Raw genomic sequence first — 26,495 nt, 5'->3', positions numbered from 1 at the left:
ACAAAGAAAAATTAGCAGACGCAAACCTACTGACATTGATATTTATTAAGGCGCTGTTGAATAGGTGACAGATTTATAATTAGCCATCGTTTCTACCAATGACTGGGGTAGATAATCATCTTTCAGGTGCGCATGCGGATAATGCTTCTCAAGCCACGATTGATAGTTATGGACAGTTAGCGTACCACAATATAATAAATATAAAACCTGCACGCCGATGCTACGTGATAACCCCATTACGCAATGGAAATTGATAATCGTGGTGAGGCTATTCTCTATATGACTGTCATTATTAGCAGTTATCGCTCGCGTTTCAGCTGATTGCGTCAAAGCGTCAATTCGCTTAAATAGATCAATATAATCTTTGAGCAATACATCACTTAATGGCTGCAAGTCTAGTAGAGGTAGATATAAATAATGGACAGGCGTACTCGTCATATTTTTAGCAGCTGCTTCGAGATGATCAGCGTGGCTAGATATCTCAGCGGCTAAATCAATGACGATAATCTGATAGTGAACCGAGGGCGGCAGTTTTTCTAATGAGCGCGACCGCTCTAGTGAATCGCAGCCAAACAGCCAATACGTTAAATGACTACTTATATCATTCCGCATCAATCGAGCTGAAGCAACAACCTTGCCCCTGTTATTAATCGAATATGGTGTGAGCAGATGTCTTTGACCTTTTGAGAAAACTTTAAAATACCACTGTCCCAAAAACGACATACCGTTATAAATGATAATGATCGGCGCAAACTTCATCCAAGTATATAAGGTGAGTCGTCCATTATAGGACTTTTGAAACCAACGTGCATCCCGCATTGGTTTGGCCTGTTGATAGGCATAAGCCAACGTTGTAAAGCTTATTAACCAATATAGAGCGATAATAATAGCTAAGGTTTCTATAGACTCAAACGCTATCATACTCATATTAGCAAAGCAAAACCCTGCAATCGCTATTAACAAAAACCCGATACTACCCACTGCCAAATACTTGATTACCAGTGCATTACGGATTTGATTCGAGAGCATAAGCACCAAAATGGCCAATACTGCCCCACCTAGCATGTCTAGCAAATGATGTTGATACGTCAACACCGTGGAAAGAGCAATCAATGTACATATGCCAGTAAGCAATAACCGATAAGCCCCTGAAACCCATGATTTTTCAGACCCTGCAATATCCCATAATGACACGCCAAGCAATATGGCATAACTGACATGCAATGATGGCAATTGATTAAATGGCTTGTCCACCAACTGTAAAAACTGATAGCCGAACTGCGTCCAATCATCGGGTATCAGCCGATTAAATGAAAAACGAGCAGGATAAAAATAGAAGATCAAACAGGCAAAGATGGTCGCTAAGATTACGCGATAGCTCAATAAGGATAATTGCGTGGATGTCCGTACTAAAAAAAAGCTGACGACAAATAAAATCAACGACCAGCTATAAGGAACAATCATAGCTGGAATGAAAGGTATTGCGCTATCGAACGGCGTGGCGAGATTATGAATTGTCGATGGGTAGAGTTTATATAATGAAACACTATACAAAGTCGTCACGTTATAGAGCAGATAAAATATGGATAATGCAAGAGCCAGATGTCTAAGACGTGTTGATTTCGATGGCGCACGAGTCGTAGACAAAAGATGCGTAGACACAGTGTTCAATTAAATAGCCTTGAAATATGCTGACCTGTTTATATTGTTTGGAAAAAGCTCTGGGCGTGATGTCTAGATTGACACCACGCGCCATGCTCCTACTGTTTTTTCTTAAAAAACCACCTTGCACCTATCAGCAATACTATTACAGCACCAATACCCAATACATAGATAGAACCAAACAAGCTCTTGTCTGCTGCAGCCAATGTCGGCGTGCTTGCTAATTTTATTTTATCATCATTTAAAACACTATCTAGTGCTAGATCATCAGCAGATTCATGCGAATGATTATCTACGTCATGGCCGTCTTCGTCATGATGATGTACCACCTCTTGACCACTTCCATCATGAGTATGCGGTTGAGCACCATCAGCTGTCATAGGCAGTGCATCGCTGTTATTTTGTTGCCACTGACCGTCAACCAACTGTAAACTTAAATGATGCTCATTGCTATCACTAAGCGTATATTGCGTCTTTGGAAATTGGTCAGACAGCAATACGACCGTCATTCGGTTGCCATGCAAGTCTTTAAAGAACGTATTGGTCAAATCAATAGATTCGACCGTATCGCCAGTACCCTGCGCCTCGGCAGAGAACTGTGTACCGTGGCCCAGCTGTACATTTGGGTTTACTACTTTAATGGGCTGGTCATTGATAGATAAAGTCAATGACTTAACAAAGTGCTCATTGGCTAACTGCTGAAACTCCTCCGCCGTTTTATACGCGTCGGTCGAGTACGTTTCGTTAATTTGCGCCTCTACTCCAGTCAAAGCACCATCTAGACGCACCAAATATTTGCCATCAGCCGCTTTCGACAGTATAAAAGTCGAGGTATTGGGGTTGTGGGCAGTCGCATTGACGCTCACGATACTCAGTCCAAATGTAGCTAAGCACGCAACCGTCGTTGATGACAAACTAGTCTTCAGCATACACACCACGCAGTCCGTTGATAAAGTTGTTATTTCCTGCTTTGTCCACGTGATAGTGATACCCTCTCATATCATCATAATGACCACGTGCTTCATCCAGATCGGTATATTCATTACCCTCTGCATCAGTATTAGCGTATATGCCATAACCATCAAGTGCATAACCTATCATTGGTGCATGACCGTCTTCTTGTTCAACCTTAGTCGTTAGACCAGTGGCAGCGTGATAATGGTAGCCTTCATGAGAGTTGATATGCCCACCAGCATCATCAAATGGCGCAAGCGTATAAGCACCTAAGATATTACTGACAGGTGCTGGCGCATCAAAACGTACACCATTAAAAGCAATACCGCGCACCGATGGACCTCTAGCCTGAGGGCCTGGGCCACCGAACTCAGTGATACTTTCTGAGGCTTTTGGCGTCACTGGTATATAGAAAGTATCGGTCAAATCTGCGGCGTACTCTGGCAGGCACTCCACACAATAGTTACGATACTCTGCACCGACGTTGGGGTTGGCCGCAGCGACACAGTCCTCAAGCGTTGATGTTTTTATAATCTTCCCAGTGGTTTTGTTATACATATTCCAATTACTGTCGCCATAGAACTCTGCTAAGTTTTTAACGAACTCGCCATCAACATCATGGACTTCGCCGCCTTCTAGCCAAATCCCACCTTTTGAGGCATCATCTGCAATATTGCTCGGACACCACGGCCCCATACCAACGTCACTCGGCTTGTTTTCGGTAACGATTTTATAGCATTCACCAGTACTACCATCTGACAATGAGCATGACACCTTACTAATAGGCTCAACCAAGCCATCACTCAAAAAATAAGACGGTTGTACCGATGGCATTACATTGTCTGCATTTTTGCTAGATACACTGGTAGACGTACTTTCACTAGTGTTCGACATGTCACTACTACAAGCGAACAGTCCGCCTGATGCGAGTGTCAGCGCTAAGCAGCTTAAGCCAAATTTGGCAGTAGAAAGTTGCATGAATAGTGTCCTCTTTATATAAATAATTGATTAATTTTTTTTATAGCGAATACCACGTTACCGATTAAAACTTACCTAGCTCTAATACGGTTTCAGCAGTGACCGTATTGCCTTTATACGTTTGAACCGTGACGTAATATTCATGGCCACTACCACCAGAACAAGGCGGCATATACGCCCCTTCTTTGTCCCAGCCAGCACCGCGATGCTCTGCAATTATCTCAAACCCTTTTGGCATCTCATAACTGTGTCCAGCCACAATCGGCAACTGAACCACAGTTGAGCCTTTTGGCAAGGTATAATTCATAATGCCATGCCCGCCATTATTCATCTTTTTTGAATCGCGGTCGCTATATACCAAAACCACACTGTCTGACCCTGCCGGAATACCAGACACGCTCAGCTTGGGTGTGCCTGGATTGACCCCATCAAATTTTTGGCACTGTTGTCCTTCAGGAACGGTCTTACCATCCCATTTGCTATCCACAAAATTAACATCGAGCGCAAAGGCGTAAGAAGATGTGGTTAATAACGTCAGTAAAGATAGGCGTTTGATAATACTTTTTGATCGAACAGGTGATTGAATAAAGGTCGACATCGTAAGGTTCCTGATAGCTGGTTAGACTGAATGGGTGAACAATCTCTTATAAAAATATTAGGGCGTGTTGAATTCAATTGTGTGGGCGCTTATTTTTCTGAATTCGAGCTATTCTCACCTGGTGTAAAACCGCCAAATGCATTGCGTAGCTCATGAGTAATTTTGGCAAGTTGCGTCGCGTTTTCAGACCCTATCGCCTCATATATTTCTTGATCTAATTCGCGCCATACTTCATAAATCTGCGTTAATAAACCTTTCCCGTGCTTGGAGAGCTTGAGGACGTTACTGCGCAGCTCATGCTCATCGACACGTCTTTCGATTAGACCCGCTGTCAATAAGCGTGCTGTCATCGTGCTCATGCTTGCAGCAGACAATCCAAACTCGTCAGCCAACTGCACTTGCGATGCTTGCCCCATTCTTCCGAGCGCATCTAACACGCGTGCTTGACGCGGCATAATTTCTAAAGGGGTCAGTTTGGTACGCAGACGCTCTTCGATGAGATGACCACAATGCAAAAAAAAGTGAAACTGATAAGGTTGATTAGGCATATTAGATATTATTTAGTTAGCATATTAATTGTTAGTATACTAACTATACGATGCTATTGTGAAATAATTCTACTGCAAAGAATAACGTTAATTTGCATAGCACCTTATACATATGCTTCATAAATGAAGTGTTATTTAGATTACATACACTAAATTATAAGCAATTATAACGGCATCTAAAATTGTGGAAGTTAAAGAAAGGTAACGATATGGTCAGCTATCCGTAATTTTGATCAAATAGTCCCCTCTGTATCAAAAATGGAAAATATTTAAAGTTGTCATAATAGCAACTTATTGTTGGCTAAAAACACCCCAAACCTATTGGAAATACAACGGTTTTAAACTTATACTTTAGTATTTTTCGACTTAGAAGGAGTGAGAGATGCAGTTTTTAGGGATGATAAGTCAGCAATTGAGTCGATTTACAGCATTGGTTATTATTTTGGCAGCGGCAGTGACATTTATAGAGCCTGCGACTTTTTCTTGGGTGACAGGCGATACCCAAGTCATTGTGCTGGGTGTCATCATGCTAGCAATGGGTATGACGTTAGGCAAAGAAGATTACAAAGTATTGGCCAAGCGCCCACTAGATATTTTTATTGGTTCTATCATTCAATATACCGTGATGCCAATATTGGCCATTGGCGTGGCTCGCCTTTTTGATCTCTCACCCGGCTTGACACTAGGTTTGGTCTTAGTCGGCACTTGTCCAGGTGGTGTGTCTTCGAACATCATGAGTTATCTGGCTAAAGGTGATGTGGCGTTTTCAGTAGGTATGACCACTGTCTCGACCATCATTGCGCCTTTAGTAACGCCACTTTGGTTGAACTATCTGGTGGGTCAATCAGTCGAAATGGATGGCTGGGGCATGTTCCGCTTTATGCTTCTAGTGACGTTGTTACCAGTCGCTATTGGTTCTATGCTAAATATTTTATTTCACAACAAGCACTGGTTTAATGATGTACGTGCCATTATGCCAGGCGTTGCTGTCTTGGCTTTTGCCGCTATCGTCGGTGGCGTTGCGGCCGTATTTGGCAGTCAGTTTTTACAATCAGGATTGGTCGTCATTTTAGCCATTGCCGTACACAATATCATCGGCTATGTATTGGGCTACTACTCAGGCGCACTCTTTGGTATGAATAAAGCCAAAAAACGCACCATATCTATTGAGGTTGGTGTACAAAATGCAGGTTTAGCCACAGGTCTAAGTACCAAGTTTTTCCCTGGTAATGCAGAATCAGCCATCGCTGCTGCCGTTGCTTGTATCTGGCATTCTGTATCCGGCTCTGTATTAGCAAATATCTTTGCTTGGTGGGATAAACGTCAGCAAGCAAAGTCCCCTACTACTATCGATGCGGAAGCCATCGTAGATCTTGGTAAACCCATCAAAAATAGTTAACATTGAAAAAGGTAAGACTGAAAGCACTACGCTAGGGTGTGTCATCTATCTTTCTGATATAAAGACCCACAATCTATATGATGATACGCCCTAGATTATTGGCTACTAGCCAGCTACTTCAAGAGCAATACCCTTGATCGCAACTTCATATCTTAAAGCAAATTTATTAAACGACAGTTAATTCATTTTGAAGTACTGTCGTAGAGTTAATGTGAGTTATTTGACAACTTTGATAAATTCTAAATGCATTTCGCGAGAAAAACTTATACCAGTAGCACATTAGTTTTGCTATGGTTAATGTGGTAAATTGCTTGGACAGTCAAAATAATAAAAGCAGCCAATGAATACCCGTCAATAACAATATATTAAAATCATGATTTTCATATATTGCCAACCCATTTAATGAGAAGGTTAATGATGACTATAGATAATAACGTATTACGTGAGCGCATCAGCTTATTAGGATCATTTTTAGGTGATGCGATTTCTCGCCAAACTGGCGAAAAAACAATTCACACGATTGAAACTCTACGCAAAGGTTTTATTCAACAACGCCGCGAGCCTAACGAGGAAAACAAGCAGCAGCTCATCGACTTCATTGCCTCTTTAGACAATCAAACCTTAAAAAATGTCATCCGTAGCTTTTCTATCTATTTTTTCCTTGCCAATCTAAGTGAAGAGAACTACTTACGTGAGCAACGCCATGCCCAACGCATGCAGTCAGAACATAGCTGGGAAGGCTCGTTCCGTCGTACGCTACTTGAGTGCCGTGAGCGCAATATCGAACCTGCCCAAATGCAAGAGCTGATTGATCAGCTAAAGTTCATACCCGTATTCACTGCCCATCCTACCGAAGCTCGTCGCCGCACGACGATGAACATGTTACAAAGCCTATTCACACACAGCGATGCGCTAAACAATCTGGATAAAAACAGCGTCGCCTACGAGCAAGCTAAAGACCAAACCGCACAAACGATTGACTTATTATGGTCATCTGATGAAGTGCGTACCCGTAAGCCACTGGTCTATGATGAGATCAATAATGGACTGCACTACTTTAATGCCAGTTTGTTTAATGCCATTCCTAAAGTGTATCGCAATATTAAAAAAGCCATCATCGATATCTACCCAGAGCTGACAGACTATCCGCTACCCGCATTTATCAGCTTTGGCTCTTGGATCGGTGGCGACAGAGATGGCAATCCTTTTGTGACGTTTGAAACCACAGAGCGTGCTGTATTGATGCATGCGGATACGGTGTTACGTCACTACCAAGTATTGCTCAAAAAACTACGCCGCCAGCTCATTCACAGTGATACGATCGTGACGGTCGAGCCTGAAGTGTATGCCAAAATCAAAAGCTATGACGAACTCGATCAGCGGGTATTTGACTACAATCTCGATGATTACAGCAATGAGCCTTATCGTCGACTGCTCTCTATCATTCTGACTAAAGTCAAAGCCACCAATCGCCGCATTCAAAGCAAAGGTACGGATATCGAGGCCGAAAGAGATGCGTATGCCAACCCAGAAGCGTTACTAGAAGACTTACGCATTATCCGTCATAGCGTGAATACTCATGACACAGCACATGCAGATGGTTTATTGCTCGATGTCATTCGTCTGGTCAAGACCTGTGGCTTTCATTTGGCAGCGCTCGATATCCGTCAGGAGTCGTCATACCATAGCGAAGTCATTGCCGATATTTTTGCCAGTGCCTCTAACCTCCCAGACTATCAAGCGCTCAGTGAGCTAGAACGCCGTGACTGGTTGACACGCTTGCTGAAAAAACCAGGCACACCGCTCATCTATACTGACAACCTAGCAGACAAAACACGCGAGCAATTGGCACTGATGAACTCAGTCGCCACCCTACGCAAACTGGTTGGCCAAGACACCTTTGGCAGTTACGTCATTTCCATGACTAATAATGCCAGTCAGCTACTAGAAGTGTTGCTATTGATGCGGTTTGCAGGTTTATGTACGATTGATGCTGATGGTCAATTGTCTGCTGACCTACCTGTCGCACCATTGTTTGAGACCATCGAAGATCTTAAAAACATCGATAAAATCTTGCCTGCCGTGTTAGACAACCCATTGTATCGTGGACTGCTACAGAATACGGATAATACGCAAGAGATCATGCTGGGTTATTCAGATTCATCGAAAGATGGCGGCATCATTACCTCGGCGTGGCAGCTTTATAGTGCACAGCAAACCATCAACCATATCGCTGAGCAATATGGCATCAAAACACGACTGTTCCATGGTCGCGGCGGATCTGTGAGCCGTGGTGGTGGATCAACGCATAATGCCATCGCCGCACAGCCCGCTGGCACGCTACATGGTCAGATTAAAGTGACTGAACAAGGCGAAGTGCTATATGCTAAGTATGCCAATACTGATACCGCTGTATTTGAGCTCACCATGGGTATCACGGGCACACTCAAAGCCTGCTCTTCAAGGTTTGTGGTGCAACCTACTGAGTTACCAAATTATGAAGCGCTGTTTGCACGCTTAGCAGATGCGGGTGAACAACGCTATCGCGAGCTGACCGATCATACCGAAGGGTTTTATAAATTCTACTCCGAGGTCACCCCTGTACAAGAAATCTCTTTATTGAATATTGGCTCACGTCCAGCCCATCGTAAAAAAGGCCTACCAAGTAAGACCACCTTGCGAGCGATTCCTTGGGTGTTTGGCTGGTCATTGGCACGCTTTACCCTACCTGCTTGGTATGGCGTCGGTAGTGCGCTAGATAGCGTCAAAAAAGACGAAGCATTGATGAAAGAGATGAATAAGCACTGGCCGTTTTTTAGCGTGTTTATCAGTAATATCGAAATGGCATTTACCAAAGCCAATATGAATATTGCCGAGGCTTATAGCCAACTATGTGATGATGAGCCGTTACGCGAAAAAATCATGACAGCGGTCACCGATGAACACACGCTGACCAATTCAGGATTGAACTCTCTGCTTGAGCAATACTCTTTATTATCCAATCAGCAAAACCTTGCTTCATCCCTGCAATGGCGCGACGCTTATCTAGACCCGATTAACTATATTCAAATCGAGCTGTTAAAGCGTGCTAGACAAGCAGATGGCTCAGATAGCACAGATAATATAGCCAGCAGCGAGCTGAATAATCTGCAAGTTGAAGACCCATTAATCCGTAGTATTAATGCACTGGCAGCGGGCTTACGCAATACTGGTTAGAGCAGTTTTGAGATAAATAGAATGCTTATACCAATTGAGGCTTCGCGAACGAAGCCTCAATTTTTTTCATTATGCTTGAATATACTTCAAAATAAACAGCTTATTTTTAGTAGTACTAGAGATAAGCATATCAGCTAAGATAACTGATATCGTGCTTACTGGCCGCAGTAAAAGTAGGTTTGGCGGGTAATCTTATCTAAACCAGCTGACAAGACACCATCTCCCATTGACTGTCCATATTCGCTTGTACCAAGGCGTCATGCAGTGCATCGGACACAAATACATAACTCATCAACAATGGGTCGTGCCATAGATCTAGCTCGCAGTTCTGTACGGACTGATCTACTAGTAACTGTCCACTTTTGATGTCACCACGAACGCTATACTGAACAGCCTTTTCATCGGTCATAAAAGACACCAACATACCATCTGACTCCAAGTCTCGAAGGTACTCTCGTCGCTCGCACAAATTAAGAAAATAAAAGGTCTCCTCACTACACAGCTGCTGTGTCTCAAGGTCGTAGATTTGCACTGGCGTGAGCGTACTTTCCCCTAAGCGAAACTGCTGTAGCAGCTGAGCACAGGCTTGGGTAAACACAACACCACCACTTCTTACCTTGAAAATATATTCAGACGATGGCGGTAGCTTGGTGTCACTACTCTCTACCCACAAGCTGTCTGGTAAGTGATTGGTCTTAAAAAAACCACTACTAGCTTTGGATAGCTCCAACATTTCTTCTTTAAACACCTTTTTTATTTCTAATAACTTAGGGTCAGCTGTTTTTTCTATACGTTGAAGTACTTTCCAATGCTTAGGAAAGTCATATTTTTTACTATTAGCAGGATAGATATCATAAAAATTAATTGAAGTTAATTTAAAGCCTGCCAGCCAGACGTTGTTTGTATTGCTCATGAGTAGCCTTTCTAGTGTTTTAAAAATGAAAAGTTAGTGGGGTTTAGAAACTAAAATATTGAGCATCAAACCAGCTGACAAGACACCATCTCCCACTGACTGTCCATATTCGCTTGTACCAAGGCATCATGCAGCGCATCGGACATAAAATAAGAACTCTGAAATAAGGGGTCATGCCATATATCCACATCACACTCTGTCACGGATTGACTTACCGCTAACATATTGTCTTCTATATCATGGAAAGTATTATAAAATGGTGTAGGATAGTTCTTATAGTGATATTCAAGTCTTTCATCAAGCTGTGGATTTATCAGATACTCTCTACGCTCACATAAATTTAAAAAATAAAAAGTATCGTCCAGCCACAGCTCATCGGTAAAGAGTTTATGAATCTTCAGCGGGGTCAGCGTTGACTCCCCTAAGTTAAACTGCTTAAAAACATTTGCACAGGCTTCGTTTAGCACTAACCCACCGCCTTTGACTCGAAATATATAATCTGACTTCTTAGGCAACTCTTCTCTATCATTTTCTAGCCATAAGCTATCTGGAGAAGTGGGAAACTTCTTAAAAGCTTGGACAAGCCTTTCTATATTCGCGCCATAAGACCCTAACTCCTTATTTTTAGCTATAACATCCTTATCCTTTTGATTAGCAAAATATTCTAAATTGCTTGCTTGATAGGCAGGGTAGTCATAAACATTAGGAATATTCATGCCGATTGAATAGATATTGACATGTTCATAATCCAGTATGCTAATCCATACCTTTGGTTCGTTACTCATTTGTTATCTCCTCAGGGTTAAAGTTTAAGTTAGTTAAAAGCTTTGCAGTCATTACTGTCATCAATAGGCACTGCAAAGCTATCTACATTTTCGGAATGATGTGATGGGCTTGCTGTGGGACGGAGTCTGCCATAGTAATGTTCCAAAAGTTAAGCGTTAAAATGAGTAAGATTTAAGTATTAAATATTGAAGATCAAACCAGCTGACAAGACACCATCTCCCATTGACTGTCCATATTCGCTTGTACCAAGGCATCATGCAGTGCATCGGACACAAATACATAACTCATCAACAAGGGGTCATGCCATAGGTCTAGCTCGCAGTTTAGTGCTGATTTACTAACTAGTAGTTGTTTGTCTTTGATAGGTATACTGGTTGCGTATCTTTGCTTACCATCAAAGCTAGAACTAGCATAAGAGGAAAATGACTCGTTCACCTGAGGGTGCGGGTATTGAAGATATTCTCGTCTTTCACATAGATTAAGAAAATAAAAAGTCTCGTCACTACACAGCTGCTGGGTCTCAAGGTTGTAGAGTTGTACTGGCGTGATCGTACTTTCCCCTAAGCGAAACTGCTGTAGCAGCTGGGCACAGGCTTGAGTAAGCACAACGCCACCACTTCTCATAAAAAAGATATATTCAGACGATGGCGGTAGCTTGGTATCACTACTCTCTACCCACAAGCTGTCTGGTAAGTGCTCGGTCTCAAAAAAACCACTGCTAGCTTTGGATAGCTCCAACCTATTTTCTTTATACACTTTTTTTATTTCTAATAACTTAGGATCAGCTGTTTTTTCCCTACTTTCAAATACTTTCCAATACTTAGGAAAGTCATATTTTTTACTATTGGCAGGATAAATATCATAAAAATTGACAGAAGTTGTCATATTAAAGCCTGATAGCCAGACGTCGTTTGTATTGCTCATTTATTCTTCCTTAGTTAGGGCGTGTCCTCAATCTGAACAGTAAACGGTAAATGGGCTAAAAATGGCGTTCGCAAAGCCATACAATAGCTTGCACACGGTTTCCTTGTATTGGAATTATTTGAACTCAACTATATCCCTCATGTCAATGAGCCACAATACAAGTTATCTGCTACCTCCTATTAGATTACCCACATCACTCGCTCTGTCACATGCTAATTGATATTGCCCATTAGGTGATTCGTAATTCAGTGTTTGAATAACCGATATTAGCAATATACCGTAAAATATATTTTTACTTCATGTATATGTAGGATCTGCTCCAATGGAAACGCCTCAAGCAACACCATCTCTAGACATCACCGTAGCAAATGACTATCAAATAGAATCCGTTGCACTCATTGACCGCGCCATTCAAATACGCTGGAATGATGGTATCGAGAGCACCTATCACTATATCTGGCTGCGTGATAACTGCCCATCGGCTTTTCATCCGCAAACTGGCGAGCGTAGCTTTGATTTGCTGAGTATCTCAAAAGATATCCATCCGCTATCCGTCTCTTTTGATGAGACAACGCTGACGATTGAATGGTCAGAACAAGAGCATATCAGCCACTTTGAACAAAGCTGGTTACGTGAGTTTGGGTATTCTAACGCGTTGGCCAAGGACCATAGCAGTCCTTATGAAAGCTGGGATGGCACGTTTATTGACCACATTCCGATGTATGACCAACAGAGCATCATGACCAGTGACAGTGCTTTATATGAGTGGATGAGTGCGCTGGATAAATATGGGCTTACTATCATTGATAATATGCCAGATGACTCTGATGCTGGCGTACAGACCGCCATGCGAGTTGATTATCTGCGGCAGACTAATTTCGGTATGACCTTTGATGTGATATCAGAAAAATCACCGATTAATTTGGCTTATACCTCACTCTCATTACCTTTGCATACCGACTTGCCAAATCAGGAATTGCCTCCAGGCTATCAATTTTTGCATTTTTTGAGTAATGAAAGCATAGGCGGCGAATCTACTTTTGTGGATGGATTAAAGGTGTTAGAAGGGTTACGAAAAGAGCAGCCTGAGTATTTTCGCTTGCTTGCCGAGTATGCTATCCCCTTTCGTTTTCATGACACTGCCCATGATATCCGTGAGCACCACCCCGTCATCAATCTAGACAACTTTGGCAATATTGTCGAAATCAAATACAACGCGCATCTTGCAGATGTTTTTGATTTGCCAAGTGATATTATGTACGACTACTATCTCGCTTATCGAGAGCTGATGGCTCGACTAAAAGACAGTCGCTATAAGATTGAGTTAAAATTAGCAGCGGGTCAAATGGTGGTCTTTGATAACCGCCGAGTCCTGCATGGGCGTAACGCATTTGATGAAAACGTCGGTGAGCGTCGTCTCAAAGGCTGTTATGTTGACCGCTCAGAGTTTAAAAGTCGTTTACGAACGCTTAAAAAGCAACTGGCTTAATTAAAACGAAAACCGTCTGATGCTGTTGGTAATACAGAATCAGACGGTTTGAAGAGGGTTGGCCAAGGATTATTAGCCCCTTCCCTTTTTCTACTTTATCTCTATCCCACTATAGCAATCTATCAAGCAAATTTACGACCTTTCACAAATAAAACCATGCTAATAATGACGCTCAACACGCTGCACATAATAAACACGTTGTGCGCGCCGCCCGGCATGTACTCCATAAATGATGTGAAGAACTGACCCGAAAACACCGCCATCGTAAAGTAAGATAAGTTGCGGCCACGTACTTTCGCAGCACTTAGCTCGACGGTCATATGGTTCAACAGCGGAATACTAAAACCAAAGCCAATACCGATCAATAGCGCGCCTAATGTTAGTAGCAAAGTACTGGCTTGCGTAAAGCAAATATACGACAACGCAAATGCTAAAAATGCCAGTGCCAATACTTTGGGTTCATTCAACCATTTGATTATTTTTGGCATAAAGCCTGCGGTAACGACTGCCACCAAAGAGATAAAGGCCAGTAGTTGACCAATTTGTGATTCGTTATAGCTCAATTCATGCATGGTGATGGGCAGTAACACGGTTGAGGTAAAAAATATGGTCATCGCTAAGGTTGAGATAAGATATACATTTTTTAGAGATAAGCCACTAATGATGGCTTTACTATCGTCCTCGGCCATCTGATCGTTGTTTACAGCAGTTACATGATGCCGTGGTACAAACAGTAGCAGCATGGCTAAAAACACCCACGCTAATAAATAAATCGATAGCGGTAATGCCCAAAACTGTGAAGCTAGCAAACCACCTAAAAATAAGAATATAACCCCGCCCAGCTCAATGGACATCCCTTGCTTGGCAATCATTTTTAGGCGCGCCTCCCCCTGATACCACGTGGAGATTAGTACCGTACAGCTCGCCATGACGACTGCCGTTATACCGCCCAATAGAAACCGATTGCTAAACACCTGTGCTGGTCCATATAGAAGATAAGCACTGGCACCTGCAAATCCGTATAAAAACAAACCGATTATCAAGAGTTTGTACGCGCCATATTTATCGATTAACTTGCCAGCCAGTGGCGCAAATACCACCGCACCCAATGACGGCAAGGTGATTAATAGCACGCTATTGTCGGTAATGCCCAAGCCTGCCGAAATACTGACCAAGCCGGGTGCCAGTAACGTGCCGACCATAATGGTCAAACTGGCAATACACAGTAAGGTAAAACTACCTGCCGTTTTTAATTGGTTCATATGTGTCCTTAGACGATAAGAAGTAACATCGATTTATCAGTAATCTCGTACTAATCAATACCTACGTACTGATATCGCTTATTTTTTGGCGAATGAATTGAATATTGCGCTGATGATGATAAAGACGATGCTGACCACCACTACTCCTGGCCATTGGTATAAGGCAAAAGCTTTGACACCCGCCATAGACCCCAATGCTCCGCCTGTGTAGTAACCCAACATATAGATACCGTTGATACGGCTTTGGGCAGCTGGGTCGATACTAAAGACGCGAACCTGATTGGCCACTTGCGCACTGAATACAGCAAAGTCGATTAAGATAATACCGACAATCAGCGACACCAAATTACCTGCAAACAACCCTGTAATAGCGAAGCCTGTGGCAGCCAGTGCCAATGCGATCATCACTAAGGTTTTAGAGCCCAGTTTATTGACCCATTTGCCAGAGGATTTAGCCCCTATCACGCCTGCCAGCGCAATCACACCAAACAATCCTGCTTGCTGTGCATTGTAATTAAAAGGCGCATCGCTGACATAAATCGCCAGTGTTGCCCACAGTACATTGAATGAAGCAAACCAAAATGCGCCTGCAAGGGTGAATTTCTGCAGGGATTTATGTTTTATAAACAGTGCCAAGCTACTTTTAATAAGCGGAAAGTAACGTAGTGTGGTTTGTGGGGTGTTGGTTGGCAAAAATACCCGCAGTAATATCCCAAAGATAGCGGCAAGTGCTGCAGACATCACAAACACGCTGCGCCAACCGAATTGCTCCCCTACAAACCCACTTAAGGTTCTAGATAGCAATATACCAATGGTTAACCCCATCATCAGAGTACCAAGGGTTGCACCTTTGTTTTCAGGAGACACCATGGACGCGGCAAACGGAATGAGCTGTTGGGTAATATTGGCGCTGACACCAATCAAAAACACCGATAGCAGCAGTACGGGTAAGCTGGGTGATATCGCTGCAAAAATACAAGCCGCTACTAATAAGCACGACAGAATACCAATCAAGCGTCTACGCGCAATCGAATCGCCCAAAGGTGAGAGGAACAGTAAAGCAAAGGCATAACCAAACTGCGTCAATGCCGGAATACTACCCAGTTGTGAGTCGGTCAAATGAAACTCATGACCGATGAGCGGTAAAATCGGCTGATTGTAATAAAGGTTGGCGGCGGTTGCAGCAATCGCGGCGGTCATTAAAAGCAGAATAAATCGGCTTAATGACTGGCTTGACGATTGGTTTAGTACTGGTACTGGCTTATCCATTGTTATCTCGGCTTAATAAATCATGCCGCAAGTATAGAGCCTATCAAACCATAACAAAAATGATAGTATATGATTGAATCCATACAAATACTGTATAGATAAAAAACCAAGATTGAGCAAGATTTTGATGAAAGATATTAATAAAAGGGATTGATGATATGGATATAAAAACACTCAAAAGCTTTATGGCCGTTGCCAAGCACCAGAGCTTTTCGGAAGCGGCGCGTGAGCTGTATACCGTACAACCTGCCATCAGTCGCCATATCTCATCGTTAGAGACAGAATTGGGTGTTGTTCTATTTAACCGTACTTCTCGTGAGGTGACTATCACACCCGCTGGCGAGCAACTACTGAAAGACGCTGCTGTTATTTTGAGCTTAGCAGAGCAAGCGAAAACACAAGTTAAACGGGCACATGACGGACAGGTAGGTACGCTCAATATTGCGCATTTAAGCTCAGCATGTCTGACCTTTATGGCCACATTGGTACGCAGTTATAAAGAAAAATTTCCGCACGTGCATGTGTCATTATTTGAGATGACGGTGACCGAACAAATAGAAGCGTTTAATAATGATCGCATTGATATTGGTTTTTCTAGGCCGCTACCGAGCGCTATTGCCGATGACTTTGTCAGCCACAGTGTTTATATCGATAAATTGGTGGCGATTGTGAACCAGAGCCATGCATTGGCCGATCAACAAACCATTGATTTGGCGCAGCTGAAAGATGATAAGTTTATTATTTTTAACCGTGATGAAGCGGTTGGTCTATTTGATGAAACCATCATGCTGTGTAAACAAGCTGGGTTTTCGCCCAATATTATCAGTCAACCCAAGCACATGCAGACATTGGTGACCGAGGTAGCTGCAGGCTTAGGCGTGGCGATTGCGCCTTATTGCGTACGCAAACTGTATAGCGATGGCTGTCACTTTATGATGCTAAACAATGTCAGCACACACATACCCGTGCATATCCAATACAAGCAGACCAATAACAGTGCAACGGCTGCCGCTTTCGTCGCGGTTGCGTTGAGCGCGACAGATGACATACAGCAAAGTATGGCGTATTGAGCCTATAAAAAAGCCCCATTCGTCTGGTTTATAGAAAAATGGGGCTTAATACTATTGTGAGAACCATCAACTCGCAGAAACAGGCACTTTGCGAATCAGCCACAAGAAATATGCGCCACCAATAATAGCCGCCACAGTACCCGCAGGCAGCTCATAAGGGAAGATAACATAACGCCCAATCCAATCTGCTATCACCATCACACCTGCACCGAGCAAGGCGGCTAATGGCAATTGACGCTCAATCTTTATCGCACCAAGCGACGTCGCCAAATGTGGCACCATCAAGCCAATAAAACTTAGTGGCCCGACAGCCAATGTACTGGCGGTGCTTAATGCCGCTACCAATACCAACAATGCAAGGGTCACGGGCTTGACGGCGACGCCCAAATTACGAGCCACGCCTGTACCCAAACCAAGGATACGCAAAGGTTTTACTACTAGCAAACTGAGTGCAAACAGAATAAAGGCAATCGCAATAAGATACCAAACCGTACTAGGCTGGGCGCTATAGGTCGTTCCTGATAGCCAACTGAGCATCGCTTCTAAACGCGGATCGCCAGATATCTTTACCATATGCATCACCCCATCCATCATGGCAGCGATCCCGATACCGACCAATAATAGATAGCCCGAACTTACTCGACGTGCCAGCCAAATAACCAATAGCAACACCGCCATGGCACCAGACAATCCTGAGATGAGCAACGTACCTGCACCTGCGGACAGACCCAAACTGGGCAGCAGCAAAAACCCTAAAATAACGCCAAGCGCAGCGCCCGAGCTGACCCCCAATACTTCTGGGCTTGCCATTGGATTGCGCGTGAGCGTTTGTAATAGCACACCAGCGATGGCAAGCATTAGACCCGTTGCCGCCGCGCTCAAACTGCGAGGTAGTCGATATTGCTGAGTAATGGCCCAGTCGGTACTGAATACCCAGCCATTGATATCTTGGACGAACAGACATGCCAACGCGATGAGTGCAACTACGCCAATACCCCAACGCCATAATACGACCGGCTTATCCTTACCGGTAATCATTGGGGTTACGGTCTCTATCTGCTCACGGCGCTGACGTAAAATCAGCCAGATGATCAACGGAGCACCGAGGATGCCCGTCATTGCACCTGCTGGAATCTGCATGTCAAGTATCGGCTCTAGCAATAACGCAACATTACTGGTCAACCATAGTAATAGCGCACCCAATACGAAGGCGACGACTAAACGCTTGCTAATAGAAGAAATACCCAGCGCATTGACCAGACTAGCCGCACCCAATCCGATAAAGCCAATCAGCCCAACTTCACTCACGACCAATGCAGTTACGATCGCGACGAGCAACACCACTAGCGCGCGAATACTATTAATAGGTACGCCTAAACGCTTGGCTTGCAAGTCATCTAAGCTCATTAGAGTCAGTGGTTTTAACAATGGCAGACATACGACCAGCATCACAACTGCGGTTATCGATAGCGTCGTACTGGTATGCCAGCTATTCTGTGCCAAAAACCCTGCAGCCCATGACAGCATACCATTGCTGCGCTCCGCGAAAAATAACACCAAGACATTGGCCACCGCAGCGAGCAAAATATTCACCACTAAGCCGGCAAGTATTAAAATCAACGGGTTAAAGCGACTGGGTGCTGACAAGGCAAATACCAAGCCCATACTGATAATCGCACCGACAAACGCGACATAAATACCGCCATAAATTGCCAAGCTTGGCAAAAACAGGGTCACGATTAGCATTGCCAATTGCGCACCCACACCGACACCCAAAGTGGTGTCTGAAGCCAATGGGTTTTTGACCAATTGCTGGAGTAAAATACTGACGACCCCAAGCAGTCCACCTGCCAATATTGCCACGATACTGGTTGCGACCAAGTGCAGCTGTGTCGCCATACTTGCAATGTCTAACTGTGAGCTTGGCATTAGCAGATCGGCGATAGGCCGTGTCCACTCCTGAGCGATTAATGCCCACCCACTCGATAGTGACAACACCATGAGAGCAACAAGCATCACCCATAATCGCCACGAAGTGCTAGCAGTAGAAACCTCTGGTAACGGCGAATTTGGTGACGGATTGGGAGCCGTATTATTATGTTGGGATTCGCGCTTGGCTTGCTGAGGGAGTGAAGACATAGAATCAACGTTATTGATGGTGGTATCGGCAGTATTATGGCTCATGATGCGGCCCCGCCCTGTAATGTGACTTCTGATAGATTGTTGGCCAAACTGACCAATGATGACATGCCACCATATATCCATACTGGTGGTAGCTCACCCACACAGCGCTCATTGCCATAGCTCAACCGCTGCCAGATCAAACTATCATCAATCTCAGCACGGGTGATTGGACTCAGGGGGTCTATAATCAAGAGACAGGTCTCAGCGTCTAACTGTGCCAAATCTCCCATACGTATCGGTACAAACCCCCATTTATTGCCCTTGCCCAACACATCAAGCTGTCTGCCCATACCTATGAGCGCTGGTTGAAACAAACTGTTTGCGACATACATACGCATGTTATTGGCATCAGCAAACTGTACCACTGCAAATTTCTTAACGTTTGGATAGCGCTGTTGGAGACGCTCACTAGCAATATGTATGTCTTGTTTACTTTTGGCGATATAATCTTCCGCCAATTTTGGCTCATTAATTATCTCACCCAGCTTACGAGTGGGCTCAGTATAATCTGTCCAATTAGCTGTCTCACCTTTAGCGGCAAACATAATAGACTCGGCAGGCACATCACCATATAAATTGCGGGCATGTTGATAAAAAGAGTTATCTACCACTAGGTCAACTGGCAACTGGGCGACCAATTCAGCATTAGGCTGATAACGAATACCCAAGTCCATCGTATTAGGCGGCAGACTTGGTGTCCCTACCCATCTGTCCCATACTCGAACATCACCAGTCGCGATCGGTGGATAGCCCATCGCTGTCAAAGTTGCTGCGTTACCCCAATCAGGTGAGACAATATTCATTTTATTGCGATTCGCCTCGCCTACCTGAACGTCTGTTTCAGCAGTTGCCTGAACGTTTTTTTGCTCAGTCACTGGTTCTTGACACGCGGTCAGCATGGTAGTCAATGCCAAGCTGACGACGAGAGACAACCGCTTCAAGCGTATCTTTGAAGATTCTGATGAACCATCTTTGGTTGACGGTTTGATAGTATTTCTTGAGACATTTTTAGAGATATTATTTTTATAAAGAGCAGGAAACATGGCGGCCTATCTTTTGGGCAAATAAAGTGAAGTAAGCAAGTAGGAGACACAAGATGAGCCAGACATTAAGCGATGGCGACAGGTTGCCCTGTTATAGGATGGCTGAGTAGTTGCATATCAACATTAAAGATATTGTGTAGTATGTCCGGTTGCATGGTACTTTTGATATCACCGTTATGGCAGATGCGGCCTTTTTTTAGAGCAATCACTCGATCGGCATACTGCGCAGCCAGATTGATGTCATGTACGATGATCACCACGCTCAAGCCCTGCTCATCGACCAGACGGCGAATCAGCTGAATGACTTCTAACTGATAGTGCATATCTAGTGCAGCCAGTGGCTCATCAAGTAACAGATATCGCGTGTCTTGTGCCAGACACATCGCCAGCCAAACTCGCGCACGCTCACCACCTGACAATGTGGCGGTAAGACGGTCAGCGAACGCTTCTACTTGCGTAATACGCATGGCTTCTATTACTTTATCTTTATCAACTTGAGTGGGTTTTTGTAGCCATTTTTGATGTGGATAACGGCCTAGCATAACCAGCTCACGTACAGTAAAACCAGCGGCTTCAGGCAACTGCTGCGGTAAGTATGCCATTTGGCGTGCCAGCTCTTTACTACTGTAGCTACTCATAGGACGATCATCTAAGCTGACGCTACCGCCATTACCTATCATCTCGCCTGCCAACGCTTTGATCAAAGTTGATTTGCCAGAGCCATTATGTCCCACCAAAGCAACCAATTGATTGGTATCAATCTCACAGCTAACATTGTCTAACAGAGTATTTCCTTGACGGCTGATGGTCAGTTGGTTTGCACGTAACATAGAGACACTCATCATTAATTTAAATCATTGTATTTATATTGGATAACCAATAAAAACTGATTTTACTCGTAAATAGTAATAAAAACAATTATCATTAACTCAAAATATGATTCTTTTCACCTCCCATTCACTGTTGTTCGTGAGTATATATATGATGCCTTCTACTTTAGCTGCCACAAATGAGCGCCCAATTCAAGAAAACAGCTATACCCCATTAGACCTTCCAGAGCTGCCAAGTACCATTGCTCATATCAATGAAGAGCATTTCGACGAGTTGCTTGGATTTTTGAAAGCGTTTACTTCCCTGACGATCGATGAGATGGATAACGCAGATATACAGTTGTCTAATATTTATGCTGAAGGTATCGCGTTACGAGTACAGCCGAACGATTCAACACATCCGCGCGCAAACTCTCAAAATACAGCCGTTCAAGATCATGATTTTTTTATACCATTTACCTCGCCTATTACACAGCTTAGCGAACTACAGACGCAATACATTTTGCTTAAACAACGCGCAGATAAAAAACTCGGCAAAAAAACCATCAAGCTGACTGAGCAAAAATTCATTGTACAAGACAGCTATCAGGTTAGCGAAAACATGCTGCGTCTGACCTTAACAGCACCAGAAACTAATACCTCTAATCCTGTGCCCGTCAATGAAGCGGGCTATGCGTACTTATTTGATTTAGAGCATAACGTCACTGATGAGCATGATCGCCCTTCGCGCTCTCATTGCTATTACACGCTAAGAAAAGCATGGCAAACTTCAGACGGTGTGCAGGCATGGGTCGATGTGTTTTTACACGGAGATACCTCTGGCGGCAATTGGGCACGCTCATTGCAAGCAGGTGATAGCGTGATCAGTAAGCGCGAGTTTCCAGAGAAAGTTGAGCATCTACATGAGGGACAAGCGCTGCTAGTGGCAGATGAGACTTCGATGCCGACCGTAGCACGCTTACTGGAGCTGTGGGACAATCCTCTACCACCACTCATCCTCTGTGTTACTCAAGATGGAAAAGATCAAGCTTATTTTAATGACGTCAAAATAAACGCTGATAACATGAGCAGTGACATAGAAAGCAATACAGATAATAAAATCACAGTACTGCCATTAGTGACAGGTCAGGTAAATTCAGGAAAAGAGTTAGCTACGTTGATAGACAATACAGTGGGCGACTATCTAGCCACGCATCCGCTAAAAATCGATAAGGTCTGGGGAGCGCTTGAAGCAGGTGCCGCCAAATCACTGCGTCGATTACTCAAACAAAGACTCACATTAGAGCGCGCTGATGCGGTCGTTAAAGTCTATTGGCGTAAGGATTGAAACAGACATAAAGACTCATATAATAAAAGCTAAGGCAGTAAAAGCTGAGTCTATATAAATGATGCTGAACGGATGGGAAATACACAAGTTTTGAAGAGATTGAAGTGAGAACATATTCTGGGGTCTACCCTAAGAATAGACTATATAGTCACTGACACAAAGCAATCCTTCAAAGCATAGAACAAAGCCAGTATCATATGGTGCATTCAATAATATCGAAAGGAACACAACGTGTCACAAGCTCAGACCACCAGCCCTACTAGTAGTGAAACAACTGGCCCTAGCAAAAAACAGCATTCATCGTTAAAGGTATTAACCGTTGTCGGCTATCTAGAAGGCACTTCTTTCTTATTATTGATGGGCATTGCTATGCCACTTAAATATATGATGGGTATGCCCGAAGCGGTAAAATATATCGGCATGGCACACGGCATATTATTTATCGCTTATATCCTTGTCCTACTGATTACTGTCGGTAGAATAAGAATGCCGCTTTGGGCCATGCCTGCAGGCGTGCTTGGCTCATTTTTACCCTTTGGGCCCTTTATATTCGACCATTTTCTGAAGAAAACTTTGAACAAAAACGCAGAAAAGTAAGCGTAAAAACATCTTTCTAGTATAGATAAACAAGATACCCCAATGCGTCTCATAAAAGGCTCATCGAGGTATTTTTTTGCCACAATCTTAATTTTCCTCTCAATATTTTATTCCTTGTAAAAAACAAGGTAATTACCGTAGAATAGCATTCCTTATAAGTCTTGTTAATTTTTCTTTGCTAATTGTATCAGAATCATATTATCGATTATTCAATATTCTTTTGCGATACTAGAGTAATGAGCACCTTATGCCTGTAAAGCTGCCCAACAATACGTGCCGATATTCATTGTTGTCACCTGCAATGATGTGGACAGCTATGCTATTGGCATGCCTCGCATGGCTGTTACATACCACTCCATTGTTGACCCCTTTATGGAGTGACAACGCCAGTTTGGGTCACGGTATCTGTATTGAGCTTGCACCTGTTATATCTGCTTCTCATGACCACAATATGCATTCGCAGCATCATTCAGATGCCACAATGCTGACACACTCAGAGACAGCAGCAGTAGTCAATACAGAGACCATCACGACCTCCAAACACGATGCGCAGCAACACAATAGCTGTGACATATGTACCTCCATGTCAGCAGTGATTACCCCGCTTATCATCGAATTACCTGAATTTCAGCTCATTGAACTCACCGCTATCGTAGCGATGATACCGCCTACAATAGTGGTCTACTATGCAACTGACTTCTTACGACCATTCTCCCGTGCCCCTCCCTTTATCCTGATTGCTTAATCAGTCACTACCAATAATATTGACAGCTGATTTAACAGTTGGTAACCCGCTCAACGATAAAACGTTGAGAGCATAACTGACGACCGTATATAGCGTCGTACAGCGAGCTATTATCATTATTAATGCGCTGCCTGACCGTGACTGATCACCAAAAATACAATCCTCTTATCATGTGTTTTTTAAAGTTTTCAGGAAAAGAATATGTTACAACCATTAAAAAGTACGACCCCTGCTCTAAAGCTTAGCGTGTTGGCAATGGCTTTGTTTCAAATCAGTAATGCCTATGCCCACAATGGAGAGGATCACTCTAATACTGACGATATTCCAATGGCCTACCTGCCCACTATTACAGTAATGGCAACCGCATCAGATGCCAGTAACCTTGGTACATCTGCGACGCTTAATAAAAATGATATCGACAACAAACAGTTAGCAACCAGTGATACTGCAACCATATTGACCAAAATTCCAGGCATAAATGTGCAGAGTGCTGGTGGCATCTCAAACTTGCCCGTCATTAGAGGACTGGCTGATAATCGTCTGCGCATTTTAGTAGACGGTGTGGACTCCATCGCTTCTTGCCCAAACAGTATGAACTCACCGCTATCCTACATATCGCCTAGCGCCGTGGAAGAAACCACAGTCTATGCAGGCGTCACGCCCGTGAGTGTCGGTGGTAACAGTATTGGCGGCACCATCGTAGTAGAATCAGCAGAGCCAACGTTTTCAGAAGACAGTACCGTTGTGACGTCAGGCGAGGTTGGCACATTCTATCGAAGTAATGGTAATGGCTACGGTGCCAACATTGAAACCACTATCGCTAACGATACTTTAAGCCTCAGTTATAAAGGCAGCTACGCCAAATCAGACAATTACGACGCTGGTGGTGACTTTAAGTCTTACACAGATGCGAGTGGCGACGGCAAAGAACTCTCCAAAGATGAAGTTGGTTCGACTGCCTTTGAAAGCCAGACTCAGTCTGTCAATGTGGCTTATCAAAATGGCGATCATCTGTTGCAAGGTACCTATCTTTGGCAACGTGTGCCAGAAGAGCTTTACCCAAACCAGCGTATGGACATGCTCGACAACCAGCTCGACCGCATCAATCTACGATACAAAGGCGATTTAAGCTGGGGACAATTAGAAGCACAGGCGTATCATGAAGACGTCGAACACTATATGAACTTTGGTGAAGACAAACAGTTCTTGTACGGTACGGCTCCGGGTATGCCTATGTATACCAACAGTGAAACCATCGGTGCTAACCTCAAAGGCATTATCGATTTGACTAACCAAGGCACTGTGACCGTAGGCGCTGAGTATCAAGACTACACCCTCGATGACTTATGGCCAGCCTCTGGTACTGGCATGATGGGGCCTGGTGAGTTCCAAAATATCAATAATGGCGAACGCGAACGTATCGGTGTCTATGGCGAGTGGGAAAAACAGATAGCACCAAAGTGGACCACACAGCTGGGTGCTCGTTACGAAAACGTGCGTACCAGTGCTGACGAAGTCAGCGGCTATAATATGATGGCCAATCAAGCCCGAGATAGTGCTGCTTTCAACGCAAGCGACCGTAGCACAACTGACAACAATATTGACGCCACTGCCATTGCACGCTACGACATCGACACTCAGCGATCAATAGAGATAGGAGTCGCACACAAAGAGCGCACCCCTAGCCTATACGAGCGCTATATATGGTCGACATGGGGCATGGCATCGATTATGAACAATACCGTGGGTGATGGTAACGGCTATTTCGGTGATCCTGATCTGAGTCCAGAAAAATCTAACACGCTATCTCTAACATTCGATTGGCGCGGTGCTGATGACAGCTGGGGTATTAAAGCAACGCCTTATTACTCACACATCGATGATTATGTTGATGCCATACAATGGGATTCAGCAACCAATACCGCCGCAACTACCCAAACGGCGAATCAATATAATGTGATGCGTTATACCAATCAAGATGCAAGAATATATGGCTTAGATATCACAGCAGACCGTGACTTAACCTCTAATGCTTGGGGTTATTGGGGACTTACAGGCTCATTGAGCTATACCAATGGCAAAAATAAAGACACAGGCTCCCACCTATACAACATCATGCCACTCAATGCTAGCATTGCGCTCAATCACGAAAACAATAACTGGAGAAACCAAGTCGAAGTGGTTGCCGTCGCTGCTAAAAACAAGGTGTCGACACCGCGTAATGAGATTAAAACAGCTGGCTACGGTTTGTTAAACCTGAGCACTGGTTATCAGTGGGATGCGATTAGCGTTGAGGCCGGTATTGATAATATATTGGATAAGAACTACGCATTACCACTAGGCGGTGCGTATATGGGTCAAGGCAGTACCATGGGTATCAATAACGAGCTAACTACAGGCTCTAACTGGGGCACTGCTGTACCTGGCGTGGGCCGCTCATTTTACATGGGTATCAACTATAAATTTTAATCGGTACTAAAGTCTAGGGTGTGTCTTCATTTTTCGAGTGAATTGAAGACACGCCCTAGTATTAACAGCTGTCCTAAATATTGTTTGGGACAGCTTTATAGTAAGAATAGCATCAGAAGTAATAGTGAGCAGATAACACCTAATGGCTCTTTATTCGACTAATAGTCACTCCCGTAAAGCCAAAGAGCAGCGTTAATAGTAACGACAAATAACAGAAAAACGCATAAGGCAG

At 43.8% G+C, this 26,495-nt stretch carries 21 protein-coding genes; 8 read left to right on the top strand and 13 right to left on the bottom strand.

Annotated features, from left to right (window positions below):
* Positions 1-45: 45 nt before the first annotated feature.
* The 5 genes from IPZ60_RS02940 to IPZ60_RS02920 all read right to left on the bottom strand — a co-directional run bounded on the left by IPZ60_RS02940 (position 46) and on the right by IPZ60_RS02920 (position 4,740).
* The gene (locus IPZ60_RS02940) at positions 46-1,662 is read right to left on the bottom strand and encodes a phosphatase PAP2 family protein (RefSeq protein WP_320108716.1); all 1,617 of its coding nucleotides are present in this window, start codon (positions 1,660-1,662) and stop codon (positions 46-48) included.
* Positions 1,663-1,760: 98 nt separating this feature from the next.
* A complete protein-coding gene (locus tag IPZ60_RS02935) occupies positions 1,761-2,591 on the bottom strand; it encodes a hypothetical protein (RefSeq protein ID WP_194196382.1) in 831 nt (276 codons plus the stop codon).
* Positions 2,578-3,594, bottom strand: a complete 1,017-nt coding sequence (locus IPZ60_RS02930; RefSeq protein WP_265087426.1) for a YHYH protein — start codon at positions 3,592-3,594, stop codon at positions 2,578-2,580. The genes IPZ60_RS02935 and IPZ60_RS02930 overlap by 14 nt, the downstream gene beginning before the upstream one ends.
* Positions 3,595-3,658: 64 nt before the next feature.
* The gene (locus tag IPZ60_RS02925; protein ID WP_194196381.1) at positions 3,659-4,192 is read right to left on the bottom strand and encodes a hypothetical protein; all 534 of its coding nucleotides are present in this window, start codon (positions 4,190-4,192) and stop codon (positions 3,659-3,661) included.
* A gap of 89 nt (positions 4,193-4,281) precedes the next feature.
* Positions 4,282-4,740 carry a MarR family winged helix-turn-helix transcriptional regulator gene (locus tag IPZ60_RS02920; protein WP_194196380.1) on the bottom strand — a complete coding sequence of 153 codons (459 nt, stop codon included), beginning with the start codon at positions 4,738-4,740 and terminating at the stop codon, positions 4,282-4,284.
* Between the two features lie 382 nt (positions 4,741-5,122).
* Between IPZ60_RS02920 and IPZ60_RS02915 the strand changes: the two genes are divergently transcribed.
* Entirely contained in the window at positions 5,123-6,139 is a 1,017-nt protein-coding gene (locus tag IPZ60_RS02915; protein ID WP_194196379.1) for a bile acid:sodium symporter family protein, read from the top strand.
* Positions 6,140-6,556: 417 nt separating this feature from the next.
* Positions 6,557-9,355 carry a phosphoenolpyruvate carboxylase gene (gene ppc / locus IPZ60_RS02910; RefSeq protein WP_194196807.1) on the top strand — a complete coding sequence of 933 codons (2,799 nt, stop codon included), beginning with the start codon at positions 6,557-6,559 and terminating at the stop codon, positions 9,353-9,355.
* Positions 9,356-9,551: 196 nt separating this feature from the next.
* Here ppc and IPZ60_RS02905 read toward each other — a convergent pair whose 3' ends face one another.
* The 3 genes from IPZ60_RS02905 to IPZ60_RS02895 form a co-directional block, all read right to left on the bottom strand.
* On the bottom strand, positions 9,552-10,268 hold the full coding sequence (locus IPZ60_RS02905; protein WP_194196378.1) for a hypothetical protein: 717 nt from the start codon (positions 10,266-10,268) through the stop codon (positions 9,552-9,554).
* A 65-nt stretch (positions 10,269-10,333) separates the two neighbouring features.
* Positions 10,334-11,053: a hypothetical protein gene (locus tag IPZ60_RS02900; protein ID WP_194196377.1), complete on the bottom strand. Its 720-nt coding sequence runs from the start codon at positions 11,051-11,053 to the stop codon at positions 10,334-10,336.
* 193 nt (positions 11,054-11,246) lie between these two features.
* Positions 11,247-11,978: a hypothetical protein gene (locus tag IPZ60_RS02895; RefSeq protein ID WP_194196376.1), complete on the bottom strand. Its 732-nt coding sequence runs from the start codon at positions 11,976-11,978 to the stop codon at positions 11,247-11,249.
* Between the two features lie 322 nt (positions 11,979-12,300).
* Here IPZ60_RS02895 and IPZ60_RS02890 point away from each other — a divergent pair, with 322 nt between their 5' ends.
* The gene (locus IPZ60_RS02890) at positions 12,301-13,467 is read left to right on the top strand and encodes a TauD/TfdA family dioxygenase (protein WP_194196375.1); all 1,167 of its coding nucleotides are present in this window, start codon (positions 12,301-12,303) and stop codon (positions 13,465-13,467) included.
* A 122-nt stretch (positions 13,468-13,589) separates the two neighbouring features.
* On the opposite strand, the gene IPZ60_RS02885 is transcribed toward IPZ60_RS02890, so the two are convergent.
* Together IPZ60_RS02885 and IPZ60_RS02880 are read right to left on the bottom strand one after the other, a co-directional pair.
* Entirely contained in the window at positions 13,590-14,729 is a 1,140-nt protein-coding gene (locus IPZ60_RS02885) for an MFS transporter (RefSeq protein ID WP_194196374.1), read from the bottom strand.
* A gap of 78 nt (positions 14,730-14,807) precedes the next feature.
* On the bottom strand, positions 14,808-15,998 hold the full coding sequence (locus IPZ60_RS02880) for an MFS transporter (RefSeq protein ID WP_227669207.1): 1,191 nt from the start codon (positions 15,996-15,998) through the stop codon (positions 14,808-14,810).
* 158 nt (positions 15,999-16,156) lie between these two features.
* Here IPZ60_RS02880 and IPZ60_RS02875 point away from each other — a divergent pair, with 158 nt between their 5' ends.
* The gene (locus IPZ60_RS02875; protein WP_194196373.1) at positions 16,157-17,068 is read left to right on the top strand and encodes a LysR family transcriptional regulator; all 912 of its coding nucleotides are present in this window, start codon (positions 16,157-16,159) and stop codon (positions 17,066-17,068) included.
* Positions 17,069-17,134: 66 nt separating this feature from the next.
* Here the strand turns inward: IPZ60_RS02875 and fhuB are convergent, their stop codons facing one another.
* The 3 genes from fhuB to IPZ60_RS02860 all read right to left on the bottom strand — a co-directional run bounded on the left by fhuB (position 17,135) and on the right by IPZ60_RS02860 (position 21,125).
* Positions 17,135-19,252 (bottom strand): Fe(3+)-hydroxamate ABC transporter permease FhuB, encoded by a 2,118-nt coding sequence (gene fhuB / locus IPZ60_RS02870; protein WP_227669206.1) that lies wholly within the window; start codon positions 19,250-19,252, stop codon positions 17,135-17,137.
* Positions 19,249-20,295, bottom strand: coding sequence for an ABC transporter substrate-binding protein (locus tag IPZ60_RS02865; RefSeq protein ID WP_227669205.1), 1,047 nt, complete (start codon positions 20,293-20,295; stop codon positions 19,249-19,251). Before IPZ60_RS02865 ends, fhuB begins: the two co-directional genes overlap by 4 nt.
* A gap of 65 nt (positions 20,296-20,360) precedes the next feature.
* Positions 20,361-21,125 (bottom strand): ABC transporter ATP-binding protein, encoded by a 765-nt coding sequence (locus IPZ60_RS02860; protein WP_194196372.1) that lies wholly within the window; start codon positions 21,123-21,125, stop codon positions 20,361-20,363.
* 151 nt (positions 21,126-21,276) lie between these two features.
* Here IPZ60_RS02860 and IPZ60_RS02855 point away from each other — a divergent pair, with 151 nt between their 5' ends.
* The 4 genes from IPZ60_RS02855 to IPZ60_RS02840 all read left to right on the top strand — a co-directional run bounded on the left by IPZ60_RS02855 (position 21,277) and on the right by IPZ60_RS02840 (position 26,263).
* Positions 21,277-22,452 (top strand): siderophore-interacting protein, encoded by a 1,176-nt coding sequence (locus IPZ60_RS02855; protein ID WP_194196371.1) that lies wholly within the window; start codon positions 21,277-21,279, stop codon positions 22,450-22,452.
* Between the two features lie 231 nt (positions 22,453-22,683).
* On the top strand, positions 22,684-23,049 hold the full coding sequence (locus tag IPZ60_RS02850; RefSeq protein WP_194196370.1) for a DUF3817 domain-containing protein: 366 nt from the start codon (positions 22,684-22,686) through the stop codon (positions 23,047-23,049).
* Positions 23,050-23,296: 247 nt separating this feature from the next.
* Positions 23,297-23,794, top strand: coding sequence for a DUF2946 family protein (locus IPZ60_RS02845; protein WP_194196369.1), 498 nt, complete (start codon positions 23,297-23,299; stop codon positions 23,792-23,794).
* Between the two features lie 201 nt (positions 23,795-23,995).
* The gene (locus IPZ60_RS02840) at positions 23,996-26,263 is read left to right on the top strand and encodes a TonB-dependent receptor (RefSeq protein WP_194196368.1); all 2,268 of its coding nucleotides are present in this window, start codon (positions 23,996-23,998) and stop codon (positions 26,261-26,263) included.
* The last annotated feature ends 232 nt before the right edge of the window (positions 26,264-26,495 follow it).

Source organism: Psychrobacter sp. NG25 (assembly GCF_015234355.1).
Classification (GTDB): Bacteria; Pseudomonadota; Gammaproteobacteria; order Pseudomonadales; family Moraxellaceae; genus Psychrobacter.
Note: the sequence above shows the minus strand (reverse complement) of the source record. Positions and strands in the feature narration are given on the sequence as shown.

Bases quoted from the DNA above. Each gene is read 5' to 3' on its own strand.
- IPZ60_RS02855 (WP_194196371.1), top strand. From the start codon at position 21,277: ATGATGCCTTCTACTTTAGCTGCCACAAATGAGCGCCCAATTCAAGAA.
- IPZ60_RS02895 (WP_194196376.1), bottom strand. From the start codon at position 11,978: ATGAGCAATACAAACGACGTCTGGCTATCAGGCTTTAATATGACAACT.
- IPZ60_RS02875 (WP_194196373.1), top strand. From the start codon at position 16,157: ATGGATATAAAAACACTCAAAAGCTTTATGGCCGTTGCCAAGCACCAG.
- IPZ60_RS02885 (WP_194196374.1), bottom strand. From the start codon at position 14,729: ATGAACCAATTAAAAACGGCAGGTAGTTTTACCTTACTGTGTATTGCC.
- IPZ60_RS02880 (WP_227669207.1), bottom strand. From the start codon at position 15,998: ATGGATAAGCCAGTACCAGTACTAAACCAATCGTCAAGCCAGTCATTA.
- IPZ60_RS02890 (WP_194196375.1), top strand. From the start codon at position 12,301: ATGGAAACGCCTCAAGCAACACCATCTCTAGACATCACCGTAGCAAAT.
- IPZ60_RS02900 (WP_194196377.1), bottom strand. From the start codon at position 11,053: ATGAGTAACGAACCAAAGGTATGGATTAGCATACTGGATTATGAACAT.
- IPZ60_RS02930 (WP_265087426.1), bottom strand. From the start codon at position 3,594: ATGCAACTTTCTACTGCCAAATTTGGCTTAAGCTGCTTAGCGCTGACA.
- IPZ60_RS02860 (WP_194196372.1), bottom strand. From the start codon at position 21,125: ATGTTACGTGCAAACCAACTGACCATCAGCCGTCAAGGAAATACTCTG.
- ppc (WP_194196807.1), top strand. From the start codon at position 6,557: ATGACTATAGATAATAACGTATTACGTGAGCGCATCAGCTTATTAGGA.
- fhuB (WP_227669206.1), bottom strand. From the start codon at position 19,252: ATGAGCCATAATACTGCCGATACCACCATCAATAACGTTGATTCTATG.
- IPZ60_RS02845 (WP_194196369.1), top strand. From the start codon at position 23,297: ATGCCTGTAAAGCTGCCCAACAATACGTGCCGATATTCATTGTTGTCA.
- IPZ60_RS02905 (WP_194196378.1), bottom strand. From the start codon at position 10,268: ATGAGCAATACAAACAACGTCTGGCTGGCAGGCTTTAAATTAACTTCA.
- IPZ60_RS02920 (WP_194196380.1), bottom strand. From the start codon at position 4,740: ATGCCTAATCAACCTTATCAGTTTCACTTTTTTTTGCATTGTGGTCAT.
- IPZ60_RS02865 (WP_227669205.1), bottom strand. From the start codon at position 20,295: ATGTTTCCTGCTCTTTATAAAAATAATATCTCTAAAAATGTCTCAAGA.
- IPZ60_RS02935 (WP_194196382.1), bottom strand. From the start codon at position 2,591: ATGCTGAAGACTAGTTTGTCATCAACGACGGTTGCGTGCTTAGCTACA.
- IPZ60_RS02925 (WP_194196381.1), bottom strand. From the start codon at position 4,192: ATGTCGACCTTTATTCAATCACCTGTTCGATCAAAAAGTATTATCAAA.
- IPZ60_RS02840 (WP_194196368.1), top strand. From the start codon at position 23,996: ATGTTACAACCATTAAAAAGTACGACCCCTGCTCTAAAGCTTAGCGTG.
- IPZ60_RS02915 (WP_194196379.1), top strand. From the start codon at position 5,123: ATGCAGTTTTTAGGGATGATAAGTCAGCAATTGAGTCGATTTACAGCA.